The organism is Companilactobacillus jidongensis (genome assembly GCF_003946575.1).
Taxonomy (GTDB): Bacteria; Bacillota; Bacilli; order Lactobacillales; family Lactobacillaceae; genus Companilactobacillus; species Companilactobacillus jidongensis.
Window position 1 is genome coordinate 245,046 of the sequence record NZ_RHOP01000001.1, and the last position, 20,255, is coordinate 265,300.

The 20,255-nt window shown below is 36.5% G+C and carries 18 protein-coding genes; 11 read left to right on the plus strand and 7 right to left on the minus strand.

Annotated features, from left to right (window positions below; genetic code table 11):
• Nucleotides 1–70 precede the first annotated feature (70 nt).
• From EKM68_RS01110 to EKM68_RS01140, 7 genes are all read left to right on the plus strand, one after another.
• Nucleotides 71–766, plus strand: a complete 696-nt coding sequence (locus tag EKM68_RS01110; protein WP_125587826.1) for a response regulator transcription factor — start codon at nt 71–73, stop codon at nt 764–766.
• Nucleotides 759–2,135, plus strand: a complete 1,377-nt coding sequence (locus tag EKM68_RS01115) for a sensor histidine kinase (protein WP_164509320.1) — start codon at nt 759–761, stop codon at nt 2,133–2,135. Before EKM68_RS01110 ends, EKM68_RS01115 begins: the two co-directional genes overlap by 8 nt.
• A gap of 95 nt (nt 2,136–2,230) precedes the next feature.
• The gene (locus EKM68_RS01120) at nt 2,231–2,887 is read left to right on the plus strand and encodes a VTT domain-containing protein (RefSeq protein ID WP_164509324.1); all 657 of its coding nucleotides are present in this window, start codon (nt 2,231–2,233) and stop codon (nt 2,885–2,887) included.
• A gap of 1 nt (nt 2,888) precedes the next feature.
• Nucleotides 2,889–3,839: a glycosyltransferase family 2 protein gene (locus EKM68_RS01125; RefSeq protein ID WP_125587829.1), complete on the plus strand. Its 951-nt coding sequence runs from the start codon at nt 2,889–2,891 to the stop codon at nt 3,837–3,839.
• On the plus strand, nt 3,839–6,286 hold the full coding sequence (locus tag EKM68_RS01130) for a YfhO family protein (protein WP_125587830.1): 2,448 nt from the start codon (nt 3,839–3,841) through the stop codon (nt 6,284–6,286). The genes EKM68_RS01125 and EKM68_RS01130 overlap by 1 nt, the downstream gene beginning before the upstream one ends.
• A complete protein-coding gene (locus EKM68_RS01135) occupies nt 6,283–6,963 on the plus strand; it encodes a phosphatase PAP2 family protein (RefSeq protein ID WP_125587831.1) in 681 nt (226 codons plus the stop codon). The genes EKM68_RS01130 and EKM68_RS01135 overlap by 4 nt, the downstream gene beginning before the upstream one ends.
• A gap of 91 nt (nt 6,964–7,054) precedes the next feature.
• Nucleotides 7,055–9,247 (plus strand): glycoside hydrolase family 65 protein, encoded by a 2,193-nt coding sequence (locus EKM68_RS01140; RefSeq protein ID WP_125587832.1) that lies wholly within the window; start codon nt 7,055–7,057, stop codon nt 9,245–9,247.
• Between the two features lie 475 nt (nt 9,248–9,722).
• On the opposite strand, the gene EKM68_RS01145 is transcribed toward EKM68_RS01140, so the two are convergent.
• From EKM68_RS01145 to EKM68_RS01155, 3 genes are read right to left on the minus strand one after another with little or no spacing between them, the layout of a single operon-like run.
• Entirely contained in the window at nt 9,723–10,880 is a 1,158-nt protein-coding gene (locus EKM68_RS01145) for a hydroxymethylglutaryl-CoA synthase (protein ID WP_125587833.1), read from the minus strand.
• Nucleotides 10,880–12,121 (minus strand): hydroxymethylglutaryl-CoA reductase, degradative, encoded by a 1,242-nt coding sequence (locus tag EKM68_RS01150; RefSeq protein WP_125587834.1) that lies wholly within the window; start codon nt 12,119–12,121, stop codon nt 10,880–10,882. Before EKM68_RS01150 ends, EKM68_RS01145 begins: the two co-directional genes overlap by 1 nt.
• Nucleotides 12,118–13,272, minus strand: a complete 1,155-nt coding sequence (locus EKM68_RS01155; protein ID WP_125587835.1) for a thiolase family protein — start codon at nt 13,270–13,272, stop codon at nt 12,118–12,120. The genes EKM68_RS01150 and EKM68_RS01155 overlap by 4 nt, the downstream gene beginning before the upstream one ends.
• A 93-nt stretch (nt 13,273–13,365) precedes the next feature.
• On the opposite strand from EKM68_RS01155, the gene EKM68_RS01160 reads away from it, so the two are divergent.
• Nucleotides 13,366–13,650 carry a hypothetical protein gene (locus tag EKM68_RS01160; RefSeq protein WP_125587836.1) on the plus strand — a complete coding sequence of 95 codons (285 nt, stop codon included), beginning with the start codon at nt 13,366–13,368 and terminating at the stop codon, nt 13,648–13,650.
• Here EKM68_RS01160 and galU read toward each other — a convergent pair whose 3' ends face one another.
• From galU to map, 3 genes are read right to left on the minus strand one after another with little or no spacing between them, the layout of a single operon-like run.
• Nucleotides 13,651–14,562 carry a UTP--glucose-1-phosphate uridylyltransferase GalU gene (gene galU / locus EKM68_RS01165; protein ID WP_125587837.1) on the minus strand — a complete coding sequence of 304 codons (912 nt, stop codon included), beginning with the start codon at nt 14,560–14,562 and terminating at the stop codon, nt 13,651–13,653.
• Nucleotides 14,562–15,539 (minus strand): YihY/virulence factor BrkB family protein, encoded by a 978-nt coding sequence (locus EKM68_RS01170; RefSeq protein WP_125587838.1) that lies wholly within the window; start codon nt 15,537–15,539, stop codon nt 14,562–14,564. The genes galU and EKM68_RS01170 overlap by 1 nt, the downstream gene beginning before the upstream one ends.
• Nucleotides 15,540–15,550: 11 nt before the next feature.
• Complete coding sequence (map, locus tag EKM68_RS01175) at nt 15,551–16,348, minus strand: type I methionyl aminopeptidase (protein ID WP_125587860.1); 798 nt, start codon at nt 16,346–16,348, stop codon at nt 15,551–15,553.
• 124 nt (nt 16,349–16,472) lie between these two features.
• On the opposite strand from map, the gene EKM68_RS01180 reads away from it, so the two are divergent.
• Both EKM68_RS01180 and EKM68_RS01185 read left to right on the plus strand, forming a co-directional pair.
• Nucleotides 16,473–16,928 (plus strand): flavodoxin, encoded by a 456-nt coding sequence (locus tag EKM68_RS01180; RefSeq protein ID WP_125587839.1) that lies wholly within the window; start codon nt 16,473–16,475, stop codon nt 16,926–16,928.
• Between the two features lie 2 nt (nt 16,929–16,930).
• A complete protein-coding gene (locus tag EKM68_RS01185; protein ID WP_125587840.1) occupies nt 16,931–17,413 on the plus strand; it encodes a GtrA family protein in 483 nt (160 codons plus the stop codon).
• Nucleotides 17,414–17,438: 25 nt separating this feature from the next.
• Here EKM68_RS01185 and wecB read toward each other — a convergent pair whose 3' ends face one another.
• On the minus strand, nt 17,439–18,581 hold the full coding sequence (gene wecB / locus EKM68_RS01190) for a non-hydrolyzing UDP-N-acetylglucosamine 2-epimerase (RefSeq protein WP_125587841.1): 1,143 nt from the start codon (nt 18,579–18,581) through the stop codon (nt 17,439–17,441).
• A gap of 405 nt (nt 18,582–18,986) precedes the next feature.
• Between wecB and fba the strand changes: the two genes are divergently transcribed.
• The gene (fba, locus tag EKM68_RS01195; protein WP_125587842.1) at nt 18,987–19,853 is read left to right on the plus strand and encodes a class II fructose-1,6-bisphosphate aldolase; all 867 of its coding nucleotides are present in this window, start codon (nt 18,987–18,989) and stop codon (nt 19,851–19,853) included.
• Nucleotides 19,854–20,255: the final 402 nt, after the last annotated feature.

The following is a 20,255-nucleotide window of genomic DNA, read 5'->3' on the forward strand; positions in this document are numbered from 1 at the left end:
AAAAGGCATTTCTACAGTATTATGTTGTAGAAATGCCTTTTTGTTGTACCCTAATCTTGGAGGAAACATTTTGAAAAAAACCATACTGTTCGTTGAAGATGAAGAAAGCTTAGTTTCATACCTAGAACCTGAACTACAATTTGAAAACTATAATGTCATCACGGCTCGTGACGGTGAACAAGCTTGGAACTTATATAAAGAAAATAAAAGCATCATCAATTTAATCATCTTAGACTGGATGTTACCTAAGTTAGACGGTCTTGAAGTTCTCCGCCGTATTCGTAGACATTCCAAGGTTCCGGTCATCATGATGACTGCGAGAGATTACATTGGTGACAAAGTAGCCGGATTAGACAGTGGTGCCGATGACTACATCACTAAACCATTTGATATCGAAGAATTACTTGCAAGAATTCGAGTCATCATAAGACATCAAGATGATCAAAAAGACACCTCTGCTGTCTATCAAATTGGTGATCTATCACTTGATACTAAATCACGACAAGTAATCAAAAATGATGAAATCATCCAACTCACTCAACGCGAGTATGATTTACTTCTAATTCTCCTGCAGAATATTAATGATACCCTGACGCGTGAAGAACTATTAGATAAAGTCTGGGGTATCAATTTTGACGGTCAACCAAACATAGTCGATGTTTACATTAGATATCTAAGAAATAAAATCGACTCTCCTCATCATGAATCATTGATTCAAACAGTCCGTGGAGTCGGATATGTACTGAGGTATGAAAATCATGATTAAAAAATTCATGAATAGAAGTAACTCGAGCGCTGGTCAAATAACCAAGGCATATACTCTGATACTGTCATTGATAATCATTCTAATTGGATTGTCGTTGACGGTAACTGTTGGATATCAGCTTGTGCGATCACGGATTGAGGATTCCCATACTTTGATGGATAATCTGCAAAAATCATTTATTGATGATAAGCCTGATTGGAATCGTTGGCGAAAAATTAGTGATGTGGATGAAACTAATACTTACGTCAAAGTGTATTTTTATCGAAATGGTAAAAAACACGTCTTCTATTCTGAGGGTGCTGGTAAATTTGAAAATGAATCACCAAAACCCAAAACACTTTATAAATCATTCCAATACAAAGACGGTCAAAAATTTTTCTATCACGAGACTAGTTACAATCGTGGAATACATTATGAGATCTGGACTAGTTTCCATAATGTATTACATATTTTTCATTTGATATTTGATATTTTATTATTTGTGATGATTTTCGGCTTGATAATCGGTATCTGGTTAATTTCTATTTTAGCCAAAAAGCTTAACAAGCCACTTGAAGATTTAACCGCTGCAACTCATGAAGTTAATCAAGCCAATAAATTGTCATACAACACACAACTGCCTATTCCCAGAAGTCCTCAGGAAGTTCACGACTTAAGCAAAGAATTCAATCAATTATTGACACAATTAAATACCCAAGCTATCCGTGATCATCAATTCGTATCAGACGCCTCCCATGAATTACGAACCCCTCTAACAGCTGTCAGAGGGCATGTCCAATTCATCGAACGGCATGGAACGGACCATCCTGAGATAATTCCTAAATCACTCAAATTTATCGATAGCGAATCTCTGAGAATGCAGGATATGATTGAGAGTCTGCTGCAACTATCACGAATGGATCACGCAAAAGTCCAAAGGGACTATGTGGAACTATCAGAACTTATCAACGATACACTTGATAATTATGAAAGTGAGATCCCTCAAAAAATCCATCGAGAAACTAGTAATAAAGTAGTGGCATTTGTTAATAATGAGAATATTAAGCAAGTTATTATTGCCCTGCTAAATAATGCTAGTAAATATTCAGACAGTAGCAGTACAATATCTGTCGAATTAACTTCCGATAATAATAAAGCTGAAATAAAGATTGCAGATAATGGAATGGGAATCCCTGACAATGAAAAATCCGAAGTATTTGAACGATTCTACCGCGTGGACAAAGCTCGTTCGCAAGACATTCCCGGAACAGGATTAGGCTTATCAATCGTCAAAAAAATCGTTGAATTAAACGATGGAAAAGTTTTTATAAAAAATAATCATCCCATTGGCAGTATCTTCGTTATTGAATTACCAACTAAAAAAATATAATTCTGAGAATTTTTCAGAATTAATTTATTTTTCATAGATAGAACCTCCTTTCATTTCTGACTAAACTAGGGTCAGAAATCAAGGAGGCTCTTTTTATTATGATAACAACAATTATTGCATCAATCCTTCATATGGATACACTCATACCACAAATAATGGCACAATCTGGATTACTAGTTTACATCTTTATCTTTCTAATTATCTTCATCGAAACCGGTGTAGTAATTCTGCCATTTCTACCTGGGGACTCACTTCTATTCCTAGTCGGATCATTAGCTGCACTCTCACAAAAAACTTTGAATCCAATATTGTTAGTTGCCACTTTGGGAATTGCCGCCACTTTAGGCGATGGATTAAACTTTGAAATCGGCAAAAGATTCGGCAAACACTTAAGTACAAGTCCTCGCTGGCAAAAAATCATTAAGCCAAAACATTTAAAACAAGCAGAAGTATTTTTTAAAGAAAAAGGAAATTTCGCCATTTTTCTAGGTAGATTCATGCCTATCATTAGAACTTTAGTACCATTCACAGCTGGCGGAAGTCGGATGCCATATCGTAACTTCATGATCTATAACATTCTGGGTGGCTTCTCATGGGTTATTCTGTGCATTGGCTCTGGTTATTTCTTCGGTAATGTTCCCATTGTCAAAGCTCATTTCACTCTGATCATGTTAGCAATTGTTCTGATTTCATTAATTCCAATTGGAATTATAACTTTACGCAACTATGTAATTCAAAAGAAGGCATTATAAAATGAAAAAAATTTCGATAATCGTTCCCTGCTACAACGAACAGGAATCAATCCCACTATTCTACCCCGTAGTTGAGAACGTACTTAAAGATTTAGAAGAGAAATGGTTGGGAATAGAACAAATCAATCATGAATATTGGTTCATCAACGATGGCTCGAGTGATGGAACATTGGAACAATTAAAAATATTACAGGCTGCCGATTCAAACAAAGTTCATTACGTTTCTTTTTCTAGAAATTTTGGCAAAGAATCCGCACTATATGCTGGTTTGACTCATGCTACTGGTGATTACGTAGCAGTAATGGATGTAGATCTCCAAGATCCACCAGAATTATTACCTGAAATGCTATCAGGAATTATTGATGAAGGATACGACATTGTTGGAACCAGGAGATCTGATAGAAAAGGCGAACCGCCAATTCGTTCGTTTTTTTCTAATATGTTTTACCGTTTTATCAACAAGATTTCTCAAACTCAAATCGTAAATGGTGCCCGTGATTACCGTCTAATGACTAGACAAGTCGTAAATAGTATTTTATCGATGACGGAATATAATCGTTTTTCTAAAGGGATATTTAGTTGGATCGGATTCAATACCAAATATATCCCCTTCGAAAACAAAGATAGGGTTGCTGGCTCAACACATTGGTCATTCTGGCAATTATTCAACTATTCCTTGGAAGGTATCATAGACTTCTCTGATGCCCCGCTTTCCTTCGCTTCATTCACTGGCATTATCTCATGTATAACAGCAATAATTGCTATGATTTTCATAGTCATTAGAGCCGCTATCTTCGGAGATCCAACGACTGGATGGCCTTCACTTGTTTCCATCATTCTATTCTTAGGTGGTTTGCAATTATTCTGTATCGGAATCGTAGGTAAATACATTGGAAAAATCTATCTAGAATCTAAGCACCGTCCCATTTATATCGAAAAAGAGGAAAAATAATGGCATCGAGAACAAAAAATATTAGTTATTATTTATCCTCATTCTTATTGCCATTTATAATCGTTATTTCTGTATTCGCCTTCCTAAAAATCACTCCGTTCGGAAATCAAAATTTTTTATTGAGTGATATTGGTGCACAATACATTCCTTTTCTAACGAACTTCAGACACGATTTATTGACTGGAAACTTTTCTTTCTATTCGTTCAACCTCTCACTCGGTGATAATATTTTTCCACTGATGGCATATTATCTGCTCAGTCCATTCAATCTAATATTGTTATTATTTCCCGCAAATAGTGTTCCAACGGCCTTAACCTGGATTATCATTCTAAAAATAGCAACGATTGGACTCACAACCGCTTGGTTCTTCAAACAGACTTACAAAAACAATGATTTGATCAACCTAGTTTTTTCTACCTCGTTTGCATTATGTGGATTCGTCGCAATGTATTTTTACGATCTCATGTGGCTCGATGCATTAATATTATTACCACTTGTTACTATCGGCATTCGTAGATTGTTCTACGAACAAAAAACATTGTTGTACACTTTCAGTTTATTGGCTGCTATTATCACAAATTACTACTTAGGATATATGACTTGCCTGTATTCAGTTTTTTATTTTATCTACCTATTAATTCTGAATAAACAATTCAAATCTAAGAAACATTCAATTATTCAATTCGCAGTTTCTTCTATTCTCAGTGGTGCGATGAGTTCCGTCATTCTATTACCCACAGCTTTGGGAATGATGCAAACTGCTAAACAAACTCTGAGAGTTAAAAATTTTCTTCCACTACCTAGTTTTGGAGCATCAGTCTTTGCTCAGTTTGGTGTTATTGGAAGTAACTTCACTCAACGAATCTCACATGATCCTAGTATCTTTATGAGTTCGATTTTATTAATACTTTTCATTAGTTTCTTTCTTAATTCAAAAATATCTAAACAGAAAAAAATTGCATCGTCATTCTTAGTTGTTTCTTTAATTCTTGGTATGTATGTGACGACCTTCAATACTATCTGGCATATGTTCCAACATCCCGCTGGCTTCCCATTTAGGAATGTTTTCTTCTTTACATTCATTGCCATCAACTTAGCATACGAATCTTGGAGTAATAAACCGAGTAAATCTAACTTAATTATCTCTAGTCTAATTGCTGCAATTTTAATCACTATTGGGTATATTTTTGCCGCTAGAAACGGCGATTTTGTTAGTTCCAAATACTACCTTTATGATCTATTATTTTTAATTCTAAGTATCTGTGGATTGCTCTTAACAGAAGTAATTCCTAACGGAAAAATTTTAATTTTGGCAATTGTCTCAATGGAATTAGGATTCAACTTCATCGGTAGTCTTTCCGGAGCTCCTTTAGGAGATCAAAATTCATATGCCAAAAATTATAATATCGAAAATAAATGGTTTAAAAAGACCAATGCATCATCGAATGATTTTTATCGAGTAGATAACAGTCAGTCATTAATAAACAAAGCCTATGATCTTCCATATAATAATTACAATGATTCACTATTGTTCAATGTTCATTCAACGGATTTATACAGTTCAACTTTGAATAATAACACTAGATTAATGTTGAAAAATCTTGGTTATTACAGTAAGAATGTTCGCCGTATTGGCGCCGTTGGTAACACTGAAATAACTGATGTGCTATTCAATATGAAATACAAGTTATCCATGACCACACATGATTACGACTTGACCAAACTCAAGACAATGGGAATCGGATTCTCAGCTAATAAAGCCATTAACAATGTTAAACTTCAGAACAATCATCCCATCGTAAATCAAACTAAGATTTGGAATGCAATAACTGATCAAAAAGCAAAATACTTCGGAGATGTTTCTATGAAATCAAGTTCAATTGATTCAACGCATTACTCACTAAAGATCAATAAAAGTCGTTATCCGCTCTATATTGTTCCGACAAAAAAAGAAACTTTATCTGTCAATGACAATATAGTCACTGTTCATCCACACACGATTGTCAATCTTGGGAAAAATAAAGATTTTGAGATTGATCTAAAAAAATCTTCCAGCTTAAAAACACTGGAAGGTCAATTCAAATTCTTGAATACTGACAAGGTTAGCCAATCTATGAATGGTTTGACAGAATTTAAATTAAACAAGAATTGGAATTCGTACCACATATCTGGCATCATCGATATCAAGAATAATAGCTCGGTTGCATATATTAGCATCCCTTACGATGGTGGTTGGCAGGCAACTGTGAATGGTAAACAAGTTCATGTCAACAAAGTCGCAGGCAATATGATCAGTCTTCCGGTAACCAAAGGTACCAACAAGATAAACATGACCTATCATGTACCCGGATTAGCCAAAGGATTGCAATTGAGTCTTTTGAGCTTTGTAGTTTATGCAATGTTATTTTTCATTAATCGTTTCACTGAAAGAAGGAACCAAAAATGATATTCTCAAAAAATAGTTATAGGCATTGGCTAGCCATTGCCTATATGGCAATATTTTTAGGCCTAGAATTCTTGGTCGTCACTAGTAACTCTTGGTTACTGAATTCAGACTTTGGTATTCAAAGTACTATCGAACCTATGGTAAACAGCACTTACACCGCAATCTTTACGGTCATTTCATTTATTGGAAGTCCGCCAGTGACAATCATTATCACTTTGATATTAGCATTTTGGTTATTTTCCAAAAATAAAAAAGTCGAAAGTATTTGGACCGCTTGTACACTCATGGGTGGAAATGTCATAGCCTTTTTAGTAAAAATATCCGTTAAACGTCCACGTCCCGTCAACAAAGTAATTCCTGATTCTGGATATAGTTTTCCAAGTGGACATGTCTTTGGAACCACCCTGCTTGTTCTCTTTGTTATTTATATGGTATTACCATATTTCAAGAATCAAGAAACACAGTTTTTCCTTGGAACAGTTGCTATCAGTTGGCTTATAATTATGATTTTTGCAAGATTATATCTTCGTGGTCATTTTGCTTCTGATACTGTCGGCAGTGTTATCTTAGCTGGTGCCTGGTGGGAAGTAGCTCAATTACTATATTTGAAATTTTATGAACGAACAGCAGAACTCATTACCCACATTCCAATTTTAAGGAAAGATTTCGATAAATAATCAATATATGTTTAAACAAATCTATTGTATTTAATATAAATCTCTTTATAATTATGTTTGAAGACATCTCTGTATTTGGAAGGAGAACATTATGGATTCAAACAAATTCATCTTAAATCTAAAAAACTTGCAAGAAAAAAACGCACCCTTTCTAGAAACTATCTTTTCGATTGCCAATGGCCACTTCGGTGTTCGCGCTAGTAATCCTATTACTGATGCTGAAAACTTCGATACATTGGTCAATGGATTTTACGAAAAGTCACCGATTCATTACGGTGAATCAGCTTACGGATACGCTCAATTCAATCAAACCATCGTCAACGTAACTAATCTCCGTCATATCAAAGTAACTAATAATGACGGAATAGACTTCAATCGATCAGAATTGGTCGACATGGAATTGAATATGAAAACAGGAACCTTAACTGAGGACTATCACTTATTCAACACGATCAATGATGAAATAAGAATGGAAATCACTTCCTGTATCAGTCAACACGATCGTAATTGGTACAGTATTTCATACAAGTTCACACCTATCACATATCATGGAAAACTTACCATCAGTAAAACCGTGCTCTTCGACACCACAGCTAAGGTCCTCAATTCTAACGATCCACGTAAATCAAATGTTTCTTATCCATTATCAGTCTACGGTGAAAGACAAAAATACAATTTCTACAGTTGTATTCTTGCTACAAAACAATCTACTTTGACCGTTCCCTTCGCACTGCGGACTGCAAATAAGCAAGACCAACTGATCAATATGATTGTTGATATTAATGACTCACCAACCATACCCTATATTATTGGTATAGGTGATATTTCTAAAACTGGTGATGTCGAATCATTACCGAAGCACTCAATTGAAGATATCAATATCGACGCTCAAGAATTCTGGGCTACTGTTTGGCAGAATTCTGAAGTAACAATCGATGGTTCGCCACAACTGAACACTGCCTTACTCTACAATATTTTTCAACTTAACCAGTCAGCCGGTAAGGATGGAAAAACTAGTCTGGCTGCCAAAGGATTAAGTGGCACTGGCTATGAAGGTCATTACTTCTGGGACACTGAAACCTACGCTCTGCCTTACTTTTCATACACATCACCTAAGACTGCTAGACGTATGCTCAAATATCGCTATAGTACGCTTCCACAAGCAAAGAAACGTGCTGCTGAACTTGGAGTAAAGAACGGCGCCTTATTTGCTTGGAGAACTATCAATGGTGAAGAAGCCTCCGCATTCTTCCCTGCTGGAACGGCTCAATATCATATTGATGCCGATATTGCCTATGCCGTAGATTTGTATTGGAAATCCAGTGGTGATTTTGATTTCATTGAAAAATACGGCTTCCAAATCATTCTCGAAACTGCTAGATTCTGGGCTTCATTCGGTAACTGGAATGGTGATAAATTCGAGTTCTGGTCCGTTACTGGTCCAGATGAATATACTGCACTAGTAAATAATAATTACTACACTAATCGTATGGCCAAACATAATTTGGCATTGGCAAAGAAATATGCCGAGATGCTGGTCAAAGTTCATAATGTCGATCTGGCTGATTACGGAACCAATATTGATGAAATACTTAATCTTAATAAAATTTCGAAGGCCGTTTATCTTCCATTTAACAAAGATAAGGAAATCAATGCTCAAGATGATAGTTTCTTAAGTAAACCACTCTGGCCGTTTGACGAGGTACCAAAAGATAATTATCCACTGCTTTTGCACTATCATCCATTGACAATCTATCGTTATCAAGTTGCCAAACAAGCTGATACGATACTGGCAGAATATCTATTTCCAGATGAAATTTCTAACGAACAACTTAATCGTGAATATGATTATTACAATGCCGTCACAACCCACGATTCTTCATTGTCAAAGTCGATTTTTGGGATCATAGCTTCACGTTTGGGCAAACCAAGTGTAGCCTTCGAAGCGTTCCAAGAATCAGCCTTTACTGACTTGTTAAACAAGCACGGTAACACTGAAGATGGCTTACACATTGCCAATCTTGGTGGTAGTTGGTTGTCGATTTTGTCAGGCTTCTCTGGTCTGAAGTTGTATGATGATAAAATATCCATTGAAAATCACGTTCCTGAACAGATTCAAGGATTTACTTATCATATTATGTATAAGAACAGTTTATTGAAAATTACCTTGAATCATGATTTTTCTAAGATCAAATTAATGAATGAGATTCCGGCACAAGTTGAATTGTGCGGTACTGAAGTTGTTTTGAATAAGGATAAGCCTGAAATTAAAATTGAGAAATAAAAACAAGCGTTGGGATCTTTCCCAGCGCTTGTTTTTTGACATAACAAATACAAAAAGACCCCGTCCAACTGACGAGGTCAATTCATTTTGAAGTGGTAAGATGAAATCCACTGTAGTTTTCATCAACTTCTTATTTAACATTTTACTGTAAATCTGAATCTGAATCTTGCTACTGTAAAAACAAATCTTACTACTAACACTTGTTCGTTCAACTAAGGATCCTAGCAAAACATGTATTGAGCTTGCGCGACTACTATATTTAAGTCGATTTTATGTTAACTTTTGTTGCTAGTCCCAAAATGCCGTTGAACCGTACTACTCTAATTCTTCGTTGCTCTTTATTAATCCTACCAGCTCCTAACGGAAACAGTTAAAACTTTTTAATTAGCATCAAATTTTTTAGGGCTACAGTTCCAGGCATTTCATCTTTACCACGTCTATAATATAGCATTACCCGAAAGCGTTTGCAACAAATTTAATTAACCTTTTTATATAATCTTTCACTTTCTTTTATCTCGCTTAGATAGAACTTATCATGAACATCTTCAAGCCTTGTTATATCACCGTTTCCAAGCTCTTTAGAAAAGATATTTTCGTAATCGGAAACACTAATTTTTTGGCGATTATTTAATTCTTCTTTAATAAATTCAGTATCTAAATATTTATCAAATCCAGAAACAACTTTTGCACTATAGATCTCACCAACAGCACCTGATCCATAACTAAACAGCATCAACTTCTCGTCAGCTTGCGCATCACCATTAACCAGATATGATAATAACCCCAGATACAATGAACCTGTATACAGATTACCAACGTTACGACCAAATTCGATACTCTTCTGATAGTGTTCTACCAACTTTTCATATTGCGCATCAGACATTTGACCATCCAACGTACGTAATGCCTTCATTCCCATTTTGGTATAAGGAATATGGAATAACATTGTATCAAAATCCTCTGCTGTCACATCATATTTCTCTTGGAACTTATTCCAAAGTGTTGTAAAAAATTCTACGTAAATTTCATTTGAAAACTTTCCACGAGCAAAAGCTGTTTTTGAAAAAGTTGGACGCCAGAAATCACCGACGTTACGTGACATATAAACGGATTTATTATCAAGTTTCAAAATATGCGGGTTTTGACTAATGACCATTGCAACTGCCCCAGCACCTTGAGTAACTTCGCCGGGTGTCTTAATACCGTATCGAGCAATATCGCTGGCAATAACTAATGCCTTCTTATCAGGATTCAGCGCCACAAAGTTGGACGCCATCTGTAATCCAGCAGTTGCTCCATAGCAAGCCTCTTTAATTTCAAAGGCACGCACATCTTCTGGTAAATCTAATAGGTCCATCAAGAATGCTGAAGTGGCCTTTGATTCATCAACACTACTTTCAGTGCCTACAATAACTAGACCAATATCATCACGATTATCATCATCCAAAACCCTATCAGCTGCTTCAGCGGCCATGGTTACAGCATCTTGATATACATCAGGAACAGCTTGTTTAGATTGACCAATACCAATTGTGAATTTATCAGGATCAACATCACGTGCTTCAGCCAATTCAACAATATCGATATATTTCTTCGGTGTATAAAATCCCAGTCTATCAATACCAACATTCATTATTTATTCCTCAATTCTTTCAGAACTTTTTTTGCATTATCTAACGAATAATTCTTTTGATTATTTAATTCAGCCGCTACTAATTTAATTTCATTGCCAACTGCTCCAGCCGTGACAGCTAAAGATTTGCTTTGTAAACTCATATGTCCAGCTTGAATACCAGTTGTCACTAATGCACGTAAGGCCGACAAATTATTAGCTAAACCAACTGCACCGATCACTGCACGCAGTTCTTTGCTACCATATACCTTCATCATCGATAAACTCAATTGTGCCATGGGCATGGAACTAATGGCTCCACCAACGCTACCAATCTCGACTGGCATAGTAAGTTCTCCGTGTAATCGTCCATTAATAATCGTCCAATTACTCAAGGGACTATACCTTCCTGTTTGACTAGCAAATTCCTGAGCCGCAGCTTCCTGAGCTCGATAATCATTTCCTGTTGCCATAACCACGGCATCAACACCATTCATGATACCTTTGTTATGTGTGATAGCTCTTTTAACCGATTGTCGTGCAAACTTAGTCAGCATAACAATTCTTTGGGCAACTTCTTGCCCAGACATTGTACTCGTGCTCAACTTATCAAAATCAACATCCGCTTGAACAGTAACTACCTGACCCACTCCACTGTTTGACAAAATACTGCACAAAACATCACAGTCAGTTATGAAAGCAACTTTTTTTGCAGTTTTTTCCAAAATTGTATTAACAATATTGGCTCCCATAGCGTCGACCGTATCAACACCGATTTCTAGTTCGATCATATCGTCATATTTGTGTAACTCCAATGAACTAATGCCACCACCACGTTTGATCAAACTCGGATGTGCATCATTGGCAAATTGAATGATATCGTTGTGATTTTGGTTTAATAGATCAAAAGTATCAACCTTAACTGACTCCAAAACAATCTGACCATAAACAATGTGTTTACCAACTGAAGCTTTAAAACCACCACTATTACGAATACGTTTGGCACCATTCGATGCCGCAGCAATTACTGATGGTTCCTCAATCGACATTGGGATAATATAATCTTTACCATTAACCGTGAAATCTGTTGCAAATCCATATGGCAGACCAAAAATCCCAATTTGATTTTCACTCAAACTATCTGCCAGATCTTCTGGCAAAGACTTACGTGACTTCAAAAAATCAGCTTGTTCAGTAGTAATATAATTAGCTTCCAATAAATAATTAATACGTTCTTCATCGGTTAATTCATATAATTTCATGATAATTTAATTCCCAGTGCCATACCCATACCACCACCGATACAGATTGAAGCAATCCCAGTTTTTTTATCAGTACTTTGCAAAGCATTGATCAGTGAAACAATCAGCTTAGCACCAGTAGCTCCTAATGGATGTCCAATTGCAATTGCTCCACCGTGAATATTGACTTTGTCAGCTGGTAAATTAAGGTCACGGGTTACAGCAACTGCTTGTGAAGCGAAGGCTTCGTTGATTTCGAACAAATCAATTTTATCCAAATCAGTATTATACTTATCAGCATACTTATTAATAGCATAGTAAGGCGCATAACCCATGAAATTCGGATTAACCCCGACTTCCGTATAACCAACGATCTCTGCGACATACTTGAGACCAAGTTCTTCAGCCTTAGTCTTAGTCATCATAATCAGGGCAGCTGCACCATCATTTAATGGTGACGAATTACCGGCAGTTACCGTTCCACCTTCCTCAAAGGCAGGATTTAAGGTTGCCATCTTTTCTAATGTAGCATTAGCACGAATGGACTCATCTTTGGTGATCTGTTCACCATTAACTTCAATTGGTATAATTTCGTTCTCCAACTTATCAATTGAGGCAGCAGCTTTTTGCTGTGAAGCAAAGGCAAACTGATCTTGTTGTTGCCTAGTTACAGCATATTTTTGAGCAACGTTTTCAGCGGTGATACCCATGTGTTTGTCGTTGAAAGCATCCCACAAGCCATCACGAAATAAAGTATCACCTTGGTCATCACTTGCTTCCAATTTACCAACTCGTTTGGCGTAAAAGGCAGCGTTAGACATGCTCTCCATTCCACCAGCAACGATAATATCAGCATCACCTAATAGCAAAGCGTTTGTTGCTTCGTGAACTGCCTTCATCCCTGAACCACAAACTTGATTCAAAGTCATAGCTGTTGATTCCACTGCAGCTCCAGAATTAATAGCAATCTGTCTAGCAGGATTCTGACCTGCACCAGCTTGATAAACATTTCCAAAAATGAATTGATCGACCGATTGAGGGTCGATTTTATTCGCTTTAAGAAGTTTTTTAACTAACTGTGTACCGAGCTCAACAGCTGATACATCAGTAAATTCTCCACGAAACTTACCAATAGCGGTTCGCTTAGCATCTATAATTACAACTGAATCCATAAATTTGTATCCTCTCATTTGGTAGAATTACTCTAAGCCTTAATAATAATTTATCTGATGAAATAAAACAATGAAAACGATGGTGTTTATCTTATGAGAATCATTGATTTAATCTTATTGCTAAATGATTTCAATCGAAATAATCGTGTCTTTGTCGAAATAGACAAGCAAAAACTAGCAGTTGTTGATTTAGAAGTGACTGCTGGCGGTATCTATCTCAAGGCTTCCAGCAAATTAAAAGGTATCAAGAATTGGGAATTTCTTCTGCTTCTCAACAAAAAGGATTATTACGAATTGCCCTTATACTATGATGACAAAAAAAATCACCACCAACTCTTTGGATTCAGAGTCGCTGATGATTGTATTTTATTAGGTTAATTATTTAGTAGACTTCTTATCCTTATTATCTTCAGCTTCAAGTTTCTTGCTTAAGTCCAAAATATACTTTCTCAACTCATCCTTAACTTCTGGGTGAGTCAATCCATATTCGATATTTGTCTTAACATATCCGAATTTATTACCAACATCGAATCTTTCACCTTTAAACTCGTGTGCAAATACCCTTTGAACCTTGTTCATACGGTCAATAGCATCTGTCAATTGAATTTCATTACCAGCACCTGGTTTTTGAGTCTTCAACAGATCAAAGATTTCAGGTGTCAACAAGTAACGTCCAATGATTGCCAGATTGCTAGGTGCATCTTCAACCTTTGGCTTCTCAACAAAGTTCTTAACATTATATAAACCAGGAGCATGTTGACCTTCTGGATCAATAATGCCGTACTTAGAAACATCCTTATCGGGAACTTTCATAACGGCAATTGTTGAAGCATGTGTCTTCTCGTAGTCGTCAATAAGTTGCTTTGTCAATGGAACCTTGTCAGTCATCAAATCATCACCAAGCATAACTACGAATGGTTCGCCTGAAATAAATGATTGTGCTTGGGCAACAGCATCACCCAAACCATTTGGATGAGCCTGACGGCTGTAGTACAAATTGACTCCAAGATCAGTAGTAGCTTGGACAACTTTTAATAGATCAGTTTTATTTTTTGATTCAAGATTTTGTTCCAATTCTGGAGCAGCATCGAAGTGATCTTCGATCGAACGCTTATTTTTACCAGTGATAATCAAAATATCTTCGATACCTGAAGCCTTAGCTTCCTCAACGATAAATTGAATTGTTGGCTTATCGACGATTGGCAACATTTCCTTTGCCAATGCCTTAGTGGCTGGTAAAAATCTAGTTCCTAATCCTGCTGCTGGAATGATGGCTTTTCTTACTTTCATTACTTATCTCCTTGTCTGTTATTCTCATACATCCTCAGATATGTACTCAAGCGGCCGGTATTCTTCCGCAGATATGGGCCTTTACTTGCTTCCGCAAAACCAACATTAACGGCATTTCCAAATAGAAATATCGTCACGGACATGTTAATCCACAATAGGAAGATAATAATGGCTCCAATCGTACCGTAATTATCCCATGCTGATCCAAAATACTTCAGATAGTAAGAAAACAATTGCGATAAGATCAATATTCCTGCGGTAGTTATAATCGTGCCTAATAATACATAGTGAAGTTTTAATTGAACATTAGGTAAAAAATAAAATAAAGCAAAAACGATCAAGAACATTATAACAATAGCTAAGGGCCATTTCCATCTCATAAATTCATCTAGGGCGGTTTGTAGCCCTTTGACCTCGATTAGGCTTATCAACCAGTTAAGCACTGTCTGACCAAAGGTAAAGACGATAATTACTGCCACAGCAATAACAATCAAGAAAAAAGTCATGATAAATGCCAAGCCACGTCTGATAATATAGTTCAAAAACGTTTGATTTACGAATAAACTATTGATATCCAATCCGTATGCTTGATTCATTGAAAGCTGCGCTGTATTTAAACCTCGTGACATCGCCCATAGGGCCACAATAATACCGACTGACAAGATACCGGTGTTTGAACTAGTAATAACTTTTTCAATCACCGGTATAAATGTATCATGCAAATTCTCAGGTAAAATGAATTCAACATAAGAAACAACGGTTGGCCTATCTAAATGCAACAATGGAATTAAATTTCCTAAAATAATAAAGGCCGGAAATAAAGACAATAGTAAATAATACGTAATGGCCTTGGAGGCCATAGGTATATTAGCATCCCCCACAGCCTGCGTAATAAATTTCACTAGTTCAACGAACTTTTTATAACGTGGAATATCCTGCGCAAACACGGGTACCGTTTCATTTTTATTTTCGTCCATTTAATCCACCGTTATTTCAATCGATATTTAGCGTCAAATTCAGGGTCTTGAGATGTAAGAATCTTAGGGCCATCCTTTGTAATAGCAATTGTGTGCTCATATTGTGCTGAATCTGAACCGTCAGCAGAAACAAAGTATTCCCATCCGTCAGCTTTGACAAACTTATCCTTGATCTCCCAAGTACCTAAGTTGACCATTGGTTCGATAGTAATAGTCATTCCTTCACGCAAACGAAGTCCTTGTCCCGGTTCACCATAGTGAGGAACGTTTGGAGCTTCATGCATTGTGGGCTGGATACCATGTCCAATAAGATCACGAACATCACCCATACCTTGTTCATCTTCAACATAATGTTGAATGGCATAACCAATATCACCCAAGCGGTTGCCAACGACAGCTTGATCGATACCTAAGTATAGAGCCTTGTGAGTAACATCCATTAAGTGTTGATCTTCTGCTGAAAGAGTTCCAACAGCATATGTCCAGCAAGAATCACTTTCATAACCATTCAAATTAACAGTCATATCAACCTTTAGGACATCTCCGTCCTTTAGAATCAAACTCTTCCGGGGAATACCATGAGCAACTTCATCATTAACACAGACACAAGTTGCATATTTGTAACCTTCAAAACCCTTTTCAGATGGTCTCCCACCATGTTCAGTTATATATTTATCAGCGAACTCTTCGATTTCCATTGAAGAAATTCCTGGTTTGATGATATCTCTTAATCCTATATGAACGTTGGCGAGTAGTTCGCCAGACTTTCTCATACCTTCTATTTCACGTGCAGATTTTAATGTAATCAACTTTTGCATTTCCCTTCAAAAAAAAATAAAGTCGCTTATATTATAACATTGTCCGGTATTTTCATTTAGATAGTTGTTTATTTTTGCTATAATATCCCAAGAATGTAAATTGAGAGGCATTGATATGACAAAAGTAAAAATCGTTTATGCTAGTATCACCGGTAATGATGAAGATATGGCATACGTCCTAACAGAAAAATTTGAAGACTTGGGTATGGACGTTGATATGAGTGAAGTCTCACAGACTGATGCTTCAGATTACGAAGAAGCCGATGTCTGTGTAATGGTAAGTTATACCTACGACGATGGTGTCGTTCCTGAAGAAGCATTGGACTTTTATGATGACATGAAGGACCTTGACCTAACTGGTAAAATTTATGGTTCTTGTGGTTCTGGAGATCACTTCTATGAGGATTTTTGTCGTGCCGTCGATGAATTTTCAGATGCTTTTGAAGAAGCTGGTGCTACCAAGGGTGCCGATCCGGTCTATGTTGAGTTAGCACCTGAGCAAGCTGATATCGACGATCTAGACAAATTTGCGGAAACAATTGTGGCAAAAGCTAAAGAAATGGATGACTAAAAATGAATTTCATTAGAAAACATCGTGACTTCGCGGTGTACTGTCTATTTGGATTTCTTGCATCTATTATCAATATCATCGTTTTTGATGTATCACATAATAACTTCGGTGTTCCCTTATGGATCGCCAATACGATTGCCTGGTTTATCTCAAATGTTTTTTCGTTCTTTGTAACGAAACTATTTGTTTTCAAAACCGAAATGGGTAGCTATAAAAAGATGTTCAATGAAGGGATATATTTCATTGTTTCGAGATTGTTCTCGTTACTGTTTGACGATGTATTCATGATCGTAGCAGTCTTAATATTCCCATTGAATAATATTCTCATCAAAGCAATCGACCAACTAGTTGTTGGGTTATTCAATTACTATTCATCCAAATGGATCTTTAATTATAATAATCGAAATATTATCGAGAAGATCAAGCAATTCAGAATCTCTCAGAAAAATACCGAAAAAAAAGAGAGTGAAGCTAAGGAAATTTAACCTTAGCTTCACTCTTTTAATTTGTTTATTCAAATTCATCTGGTTTAACGTCTGTTTGTCCAAAGTGGAAACTGATCGCATCCATAATTCTATCAGATGCATTACCGTCACCATAAGGATTTTTGGCATTAGCCATACGATCATACTCAGCTTTGTCTTCAATTAGACGATTCATTTCACGTTCAACAACTTCTGAGTCGGTTCCAACTAACTTCAAAGTCCCAGCAGTAACGCCTTCTGGACGTTCCGTTGTGTCACGAAGAACTAGTACTGGCTTACCCAATGAAGGTGCCTCTTCCTGAACACCACCGGAATCAGTCATAATGAAATAACTCTTCGATGCCAAGTTATGGAAGTCCACAACGTCCAATGGATCAATCAAGTGAACTCGATCAACATCACCTAAAATATCCTTAGCTGTCTTTTGTACCACTGGATTCAAGTGGACCGGATAAATCAATTCAATGTCGTCGTGCTTTTCAACTACACGTTTCATTGCATTGAAAACCTGCTTCATTGGTTCACCTTGATTTTCACGACGATGCATCGTGATAAGGATCATTTTCTTATCTGAATCAATAATATCCAAGATATCATGGTGATAATCCTTGTGTACAGTACTGCGTAAGGCATCAATAGCAGTATTACCAGTAATGAAGACATTATCTCCATTATGATTTTCTTTGAGCAAGTTAGCCTTACTTTCACTGGTTGGAGCGAAATACAAATCCGACAAATCGTCAGTCATTTGACGATTCATTTCTTCTGGCCATGGAGAATACTTATTCCAAGTTCTAAGACCAGCTTCAACATGTCCGATGCTTGTTTGATGGTAGAAGGCTGACAAAGCAGCACTGAAAGTCGTTGTTGTATCGCCATGAACTAGAACGATGTCTGGTTCTTCCTTCTCGATAATACTATCTAACTCCTTTAATACCAATCCAGTAATACCACTGAGAGTTTGACGTTCCTTCATGATATTCAAATCATAATCCGGTTTGATCTTAAATATCTCAAGAACAGAATCTAACATTTCACGATGTTGAGCCGTCACAACTGTCACGGTTTCAAATCGATCACTATTTTGTTTTAATTTCAAAACTAATGGAGCCATTTTAATTGCCTCTGGTCGTGTTCCAAAGACTGTCATAACTTTGATTTTTTTCACATTAATCACCTCAATAACCTCTTCAAAGTATATCAGAATAAATATACTTTATATAGTCGTCAACACAATACGATATTATATGGATATTTTCTGAAAAAACTTGCTATAATAAAATTCATGATGATAAATATTCCGATGCTTATAATACTCAGTATTCTCACAACGTTACTTGCCTTTTTCCTTGTTATGGCAATTTACAATACATTTATGAAATCCGACGGCAAGAAATACTGGTGGTTTATTTTATTAGGACTTGTAATCCTTTATATAATAGCATTCATAGTCTATTTTCATATCAAAGGTACACCTTTGCTGTAAATACTTTTACAAAAAACATATGAATTCGTTAAGATTTGAGTTAAAATATCTATTGTATTCAAAGATGAATTTATTGGAGGATTATCGATGGTTTTAACAAACGGTAACGAAATTTTCAACAACGCCCGTAAAGGCAAATATGCTGTTGGTGCTTTTAACATCAACGACTTGGAATGGACTCGCGCTATTTTAGCTGCAGCCCAAGAAACAAACACACCTGTCTTGGTTCAAACATCAATGGGTGCTGCTAAGTACATGGGTGGTTATGAACTTTGCCTACACCTAGTACAAGACACAATCAAGTCAATGGGTATCACAGTTCCAGTTGTTATGCACTTGGATCATGGTAACTATGAAGCTGCTAAAGAATGTATCGAAGTTGGTTACAACTCAGTTATGTTCGATGGTCATGACTTGCCTTTCGACGAAAACCTTGAAAAGACAAAGGAAATCGTTAAATTAGCTCACGCTAAAGGTATTTCTGTTGAAGCAGAAGTTGGTTCAATCGGTGGTACAGAAGATGGTATTACTGGTCTTGGTGAATTAGCTGATGTTGAAGAAGCTAAGACACTTAACGCTACTGGTGTTGACTACCTTGCTGTTGGTATTGGTAACATTCACGGTGTTTACCCTGACAACTGGAAAGGCTTAAGCTTTGACCGTCTAGAAGAATTGGCTGCTGAAATCTCAACACCACTTGTTCTTCATGGTGGTTCAGGTATCCCTAAGGAACAAATCGTTAAGGCTATCTCAATGGGTATCTCAAAGGTTAACGTTAATACTGAATTACAACTATCATTTGCTAAAGCAACACGCGAATACATCGAAGCTGGTCACGACCAAGATATCGATGCTAAGGGTTATGACCCACGTAAGTTACTTGCACCTGGTACAAAGGCTATTACTGACACAACTAGAGAACGTATCGAATGGTTCGGTACACCTTCACTATAATAATTACTTTAAGAGAGATGTTTATCATCTCTCTTTTTTTGTTTTATTCCAAAAATTGGTATAGTTTTTTTGCCATCACTTACAGAAAAAATGTTTTGTGAAAATATTTTCGTAGATTTTTTATCACAATCTAACCGGCACATCAGCAATATCAGCCTATAATGTTGTGAAAAATAATTGTAAATATAATTTTATATTGTGAATTATGTTTAATCCTGTTATACTATACCCATAAAAGGAGAGCAATCTCCGAAGTAAGGAGGTCCTGCGATAATATTGGTATACTCAACAATTTTATCTACGCCCACTCCGCTTCCTAATCAAGCCTCCCTGGAAAAACGAAGCGTGGATAAAGATTCGTAATAGAAATATCCCCCACAGTTTTAAAAGAAACAAACCCCT